This is a genomic window from Achromobacter sp. 10T422 (assembly GCF_056394065.1).
Genome location: NZ_JBFTHD010000007.1, coordinates 512,548 through 518,587 on the forward strand (window position 1 = coordinate 512,548; position 6,040 = coordinate 518,587).

The window sequence follows — 6,040 nt, forward strand, 5'->3', positions numbered from 1 at the left end:
GCGGGCCTTACTTCAGTTGGGCCGCGGCGGTCTGGACCGGGGCGCTCTTGGCGGCGACCATGGGGACGACGGTCGGGGCGACGGCGTCGCCGGGGCGGATGCGCTGCAGGCCGTTGACGACGATGCGTTCACCGGCGGCCAGTCCGGAATCCACGACGCGCAGGCCTTCCTGGTTGGCGCCCAGCTTCACTTGGCGATAGACGGCGTGGTTTTTGTCGTCCAGCACCAGCACGTAGCGCTTGTCCTGGTCGGTGCCGATGGCTTTTTCATCGATCAGCACGGCAGAACGCGGGTCGCTGCCGCCCAGGCGGACGCGGGCGTACAGGCCGGGCAAGAGCGAGCCGTCGGCGTTGTCGAACTCGGCGCGCACGCGGATCGTGCCGGACGTTGCATCCAGGCGGTTGTCCACCGATTGCACGAAGCCCGTGCGAGAGTAGCCGTCTTCGTTCGCCAGACCCAGCTCAACGGGCACCGAGCCAGCCTTGCCATTGCGGGCGGGGTTCACGTAGCGCAGGAAGGTTTGTTCGTCTACGTCGAACGATGCGTACATCTTCGACACCGACACCAGCGTCGTCAGCGGCACCGAACCGGCGCCGGCTGCGACGACGTTGCCCACGGTGACTTCAGCGCGCGAGACGCGGCCGGCCACGGGCGCTTCGATGCGGGTGTAGCCCAGGTTCAGCTTCGCGTAGTCCAGCGCGGCTTGCGCGCCTTGCAGGTTGGCGGCGGCTTCGCGCGCGGCGTTCTGCTTTTCTTCGAAGTCGCGGCGGGCGATGGCGTTGTCCGTCAGCAGGCGCTGGCCGCGGGCCAGGTCCGTGGCGGTGTACGACGCGCGGGCCTTGGCCGCCGTCAGGGCGGCCGCGGCGCGGTCGACTTCGGCCGCGTAGGGGCGCGGGTCGATGGTGAAGAGCACGTCGCCCTTCTTGACGATGGTGCCGTCCTGGAAGTGCACTTGCGTCAGCGTGCCAGAGACCAGCGGGCGGATGTCGACGCGGTCAATCGCTTCCAGGCGGCCGGAATAGCGCTGCCAATCCACGATGGTCTTGGTGACGACTTCGGCCACTTCGACGGGCGTGGCGGCCGGGGCGCCCTGGGCCATGGCGACATTGCCGCCGGCCGGGCCGCGGGTGAGGGCGTAGCCGCCTCCGGCCGCGAGCACGGCGGCAAAGACGACGAACATAGCAATACGATTACGCGAAACCATGATGTTTCCTTGAGGGGTATAGGAGCGAAAGCGCGCTTGTTTGGGCCTGGGGCGGAGGCGGCTGCGGCGGTCCGTGGCATGGCAGTCCTTAGCGTCCGTTTGCATATGCTTATGCTGCGGTGCAACATCAAGCGGAGTTGCGAGTCCTGGTCAGAGCGCTTTGGCGAAGCGGCTCTGCGGGGACGGAAGCTGAGGGTTGACATGCCCTGTGGGGTCGCCGGGAGGCAAGGGCACTTCAAGATGGTTTGCATTCTGAGTGTTTTGTGGGGCCGGATAAACCTGTCTATTCCGGCAACACTGTTCGGCGGAAATGACTAATCAGCGCCGAAATCGGGTTATGCTCCGTTCACCCCGACTTTTTTGCCTAAAGGACACCGCCGCCATGGACCGTTTTCAGGCTATGCAGGTGTTTGTGCGCGTCGTGGACGCCAATAGCTTCACCCGGGCGGCCGACAGCCTCTCGCTTCCGCGCACCACCGTCACCACCATCATTCAGAACCTCGAACGCCTGCTGGGCGTGCGCCTGCTCAATCGCACCACGCGCCGTATCGGCCTGACGCCCGACGGCGCGGGCTATTACCAGCACTGCGTGCGCATTCTTGCCGACGTCGAGGAAACCGAGGCCTGCTTCCAGGAAGCGGCCCTGCGCTTGAAGGGCCGGCTGCGCATCGACGTGCCGACCTGCATCGGGCGCCTGATCCTGATTCCTTCATTGTGTGATTTCCACGACAAATACCCCGACGTCGAGCTGGTGCTGGGCTTGGGCGACCGCCCTGTGGATATGGTGCAAGAGGCCGTCGACTGCGTCATCCGCGGGGGTGAGCTGGAAGATTCCAGCCTGGTCGCGCGCCGAATTGGCACCCTGCAAACCGTGACCTGCGCGTCGCCCACGTATGTGGCGCGCTACGGCATGCCGCAAACCATCGAGTCGTTGCGCGACCACCACGCCGTGCATTACTTCATGAGCCGCACAGGCCGCAACTGCGCCTGGGACTTCAAGGTGGATGGCAAGCACCAGGAAGTGGACATGAAGGGCACGGTCGCCGTGAACGAGGCCGGCGCGTATCTGGATTGCGGGTTGAAGGGCTTTGGCCTGATCCAGGTGGCGCGCTATATGGCATTGCCGCATCTGCAATCGGGCGAGCTGATCGAAATTCTGCCGCAGTGGAAACCCAGTTCAACGCCGATTTCGGTGCTGTACCCGCAAAGCCGGCAGTTGTCGCCCAAGGTGCGTGCGTTTACGGACTGGGTGGCGGAATTGTTCGCCGGTTGCCCGCTGCTGAGCGGCCGCGACGAAACCGATCCGTCGGCGGCAAGCTGCGGCGTGTACCAGCGCCAGCTGGGCATGCCCAGCGCGATGACGATGGCGCAACCGCAACCCGAACCCGCCCTGATCCAGACCGCGCCCCAGCGCCGCCGCAGCCCGCGTGAAGAGGCGGCGGAGTACGCGCTGTAAGAATCGCGCGTGGCGCGTGGCGGGCCTGCGCGTCCGCCACGCCGTCAAAACACGGGAAACCCCGTAGTAAATACAGGGCTTGCGTCCCTCGTATTTTATGAAACGTCTGTATAGTCCGACAGTCAAAGCCTACAACGCCCTTACTGTCGATCCGCTCTATGCAGCCTGTTCTACCCGCTTACCTGATCGCCCGTTGGCTGCTGCTGCTTGTCTTGTTGGCAGGGGTTTACTTCCTTAGCGGCTTCCTCGTTCCCGCCCTGGCGGCGCTCATTATTGGTCTGGCCAGCTGGCCCTTGTACCAGCGCCTGGTCGTGCGCTGCGGCGGCCGCACCGCGATTGCGGCGTCGTTGGCGCTGCTGATGGTCATCGTCGTACTGATCGTGCCGCTCACGCTGGCGCTGTCTTACGCCATCAAGGAAGCCAGCACCTTCTTCGCCTGGGCCATCGCGGCCAACCGCCACGGCGTGGCGGTGCCGAACTGGATCACGTCCATGCCCGCCGTGGGCGAACGGCTGGGGCAGTACTGGGAATCCTATATTGGCCAGCCCCATGCCTTGGGCGCGCTGGTCGAAGCCGTCAGCGGTGAACATCTGGGCAACATCTACCGCATGGTGCTGGCGGCCACGGGCAATGTGTTCCAGCTGCTGCTGACCGTGCTGTTCATGCTGATCACGCTGTTCTTTGTCTATAAGGACGGCATCCGCATGGTGGCGCAGCTGGACGTGCTGGGCGAACGCATTCTGCCGGCGCGCTGGCAGCGCTTTTCGCGCGTGGTGCCGGCCACCATCAATTCCACCGTAACCGGCATGGGCCTGATCGCGCTGGGCGAAGGCTTTGTGCTGGGTGTCGCGTACTGGGTGGCGGGCGTGCCGTCGCCCGTGCTGCTGGGCGTGGTCACGGGTTTCATGGCGCTGATCCCCGGCGGCGCGCCGCTGTCGTTCACGCTGGTGTCGCTGTACCTGGTGGGTTCCGGCCATGTGGTTGCCGGTATCGCGCTGATGGTATGGGGCAGCGTTGAACTCTTCATTGTCGACAAGACCCTGCGCCCGCGCTTGGTGGGCGGCCCTGTCAAACTGCCGTTCCTGCCGACCTTCTTCGGCCTGGTGGGCGGCGTGAAAACCATGGGGATCGTCGGCCTATTCGTCGGCCCGGTGCTGATGGCGTTGCTGGTGGCGGTGTGGCGCGAATGGGTGCACCACGAAGTGACGGAGCGCGATGCGGCGCGCTTGCATCCGCCCGTGCCGGTTCCCGTGCCTGCGCCCATAGAAAAAACACCCTCCGCCTGACGCGGCCACGCCCGGCGCAGACGATGCTTTTGGTAATCTAGCCATCCCCGCGTATACCGGCGCCTGACCGGTACGCGCCTGCCCCGCACGCAGACGCTTCGCAACCGCCGCGGGGTGTGAGGATTGAGATGTCCGGGTTACTGCCTGATGATCAGATAGCGGTCCTGCGCGAGCAGGGGTTTGTGGTGGCGCGCCAGTTCGTGCCCGCAGAACAAGTCGCCGCGCTGCGCGCGCTGGCCGAGCGCCACTTGCAAGAGCACGTGGCGCCCATTGAATACGAAGCTGACCTGCGCTACCCCGGCGCACCCGAGTCCCGCACTGCCGAAGGCGGCCTGACGGTGCGCCGCCTGCTAAGCGCCTACGCCCGCGACCCGCTGTTTGCGCAATGGGCAACCGACCCGCGCATTGCCCAATGGCTGGCCCGCTACTTCGGCGAACCTGCGGTGCTGTCCACCGTTCACCACAACTGCGTGATGACCAAGCACCCCGCCTATGGCAGCCTGACGGGCTGGCACCAGGACATCCGCTACTGGTCGTTTTCAGACACCGACCTGGTGTCCTGTTGGCTGGCCTTGGGGCCGGAAACCCGCAACAACGGCGGCCTGTCGTTCATTCCGGGCTCGCACGCGGCAGCCTTCACGCCCGACCAATTCGACGACAAGAAATTCTTTCGCGACGACGCGCCGCAAAACGCCGAGTGGATTGCCCGCGCGGTCTGCCCTGACCTTGAGGCGGGCGACGTGGTGTTCTTCCATTGCCGCACGCTGCACGCCGCGCAAGGCAACCGCAGCGACCGCGTGAAATTGTCGGTCGTGCACACGTATCACCCGCAGTCCTGCCACCCGATTCCCGATACGCGTTCGGCATCGCAACCCGGGGTGCCATTGGCATAAAGTCATTGTTATTCGATATTAATAATTGAATTACAATTAAATTAAGCGCAATACGCGAGGCCGGGCCGGCAAATCCCGCCTCGCGTTGATTCTTGCGTGGCATCCCTAGAACTCAATAGGCTGGTCTCTGTGCGCAAAACAACTATCGACGACACGGAAAAACCGCAGGCGACGACCGGGACCCGGTCGTCGCTGTTTGTCGGTTCCACTGAAAAAGCCTTTCAGGTGCTGCACGCGTTCGACGGTTCGAAACGCCACATGACGCTGGCCGATATTGCACGCGCCTCAGGCCTGGACCGCAGCGCCACGCAACGCCTGGTCTACACGCTGGAAACGCTGGGCTATCTGCGCCGCATTCCCGACACGCGCAACTACGGCCTGACGCCGAAGGTGCTGCAATTCTCGTACAACTATGTGCGCGCGAATGAGCTGATCGACAAGGCGTCGCCGTATCTGCTGGACATCAGCCGGACGTTGGGTGAGACGACCAATCTGCAAGAACTGGACGGCCACGAGATCGTGTTCGTGGCGCGCTTTCCGGGCCACCATCTGGTGAACGTGGACATCGCGGTAGGCAGCCGCCTGCCGGCGTTCTTCACGGCATCGGGTACGGCAATTCTGTCCCGCCTGTCAGACGAACACCGCCGCGAGATCCTGGCGCAGACGCGCCTGGAAGCAATTACGCCGTACACGGAAGTGAACCCGGAGAAGCTGCTGGACCGCGTGCAGCGCGTGGCGGAAAAGGGCTACGCGATCATCGTGAACGAAACGGTGCTGGGGGATATTTCGGTGGCGGCGCCGGTCACGGATCATCGCGGTTTTGCGGTGGCGGCGATCAATATTTCTGTGCCGACGACGCGGTGGACGGTGGCTAAGGTGGAAGCAGAACTGGCGCCGCATGTGCAGGTGGCAGCTACGTCGATTTCTAAGTCTAAGTTCTCGGCTTATTCGAGGTAGGGGTTTTTGGGGCGGTCGGCTTCGGGGGCGGTTGAGGGTCTTTCCGGAGGCGGGCGTCGGGTTTTTGAGGGCGGTCGTTGATCTTCGTAGGTCGCCCGTCGGCGCGGTGGCCCTGACTGCGCGCGCCCACGATTGCGGTCCGGAGCCTTCGCTCCGGACGTACCCTTCGTCATCTTCGTCACCCGCCTTCGGCGGGTTCCTTCAGATTCCCTCGGGCGCATCGAGGTTGCGCGCAGTCAGGGCC

The 6,040-nt window shown here is 64.4% G+C and carries 5 protein-coding genes; 4 read left to right on the plus strand and 1 reads right to left on the minus strand.

The features are described from left to right. Window positions 1-7: 7 nt before the first annotated feature. A complete protein-coding gene (locus AC1DB0_RS21550; RefSeq protein WP_082387242.1) occupies window positions 8-1,204 on the minus strand; it encodes an efflux RND transporter periplasmic adaptor subunit in 1,197 nt (398 codons plus the stop codon). 382 nt (window positions 1,205-1,586) lie between these two features. Between AC1DB0_RS21550 and AC1DB0_RS21555 the strand changes: the two genes are divergently transcribed. The 4 genes from AC1DB0_RS21555 (at window position 1,587) to AC1DB0_RS21570 (ending at window position 5,796) form a co-directional block, all read left to right on the plus strand. Continuing rightward, a complete protein-coding gene (locus AC1DB0_RS21555; RefSeq protein ID WP_054427080.1) occupies window positions 1,587-2,660 on the plus strand; it encodes a LysR family transcriptional regulator in 1,074 nt (357 codons plus the stop codon). A gap of 158 nt (window positions 2,661-2,818) precedes the next feature. Next, window positions 2,819-3,946 (plus strand): AI-2E family transporter, encoded by a 1,128-nt coding sequence (locus tag AC1DB0_RS21560; RefSeq protein WP_175171531.1) that lies wholly within the window; start codon window positions 2,819-2,821, stop codon window positions 3,944-3,946. Between the two features lie 128 nt (window positions 3,947-4,074). After that, complete coding sequence (locus tag AC1DB0_RS21565; RefSeq protein WP_054427082.1) at window positions 4,075-4,839, plus strand: phytanoyl-CoA dioxygenase family protein; 765 nt, start codon at window positions 4,075-4,077, stop codon at window positions 4,837-4,839. 129 nt (window positions 4,840-4,968) lie between these two features. Beyond that, complete coding sequence (locus tag AC1DB0_RS21570; protein ID WP_175171530.1) at window positions 4,969-5,796, plus strand: IclR family transcriptional regulator; 828 nt, start codon at window positions 4,969-4,971, stop codon at window positions 5,794-5,796. The last annotated feature ends 244 nt before the right edge of the window (window positions 5,797-6,040 follow it).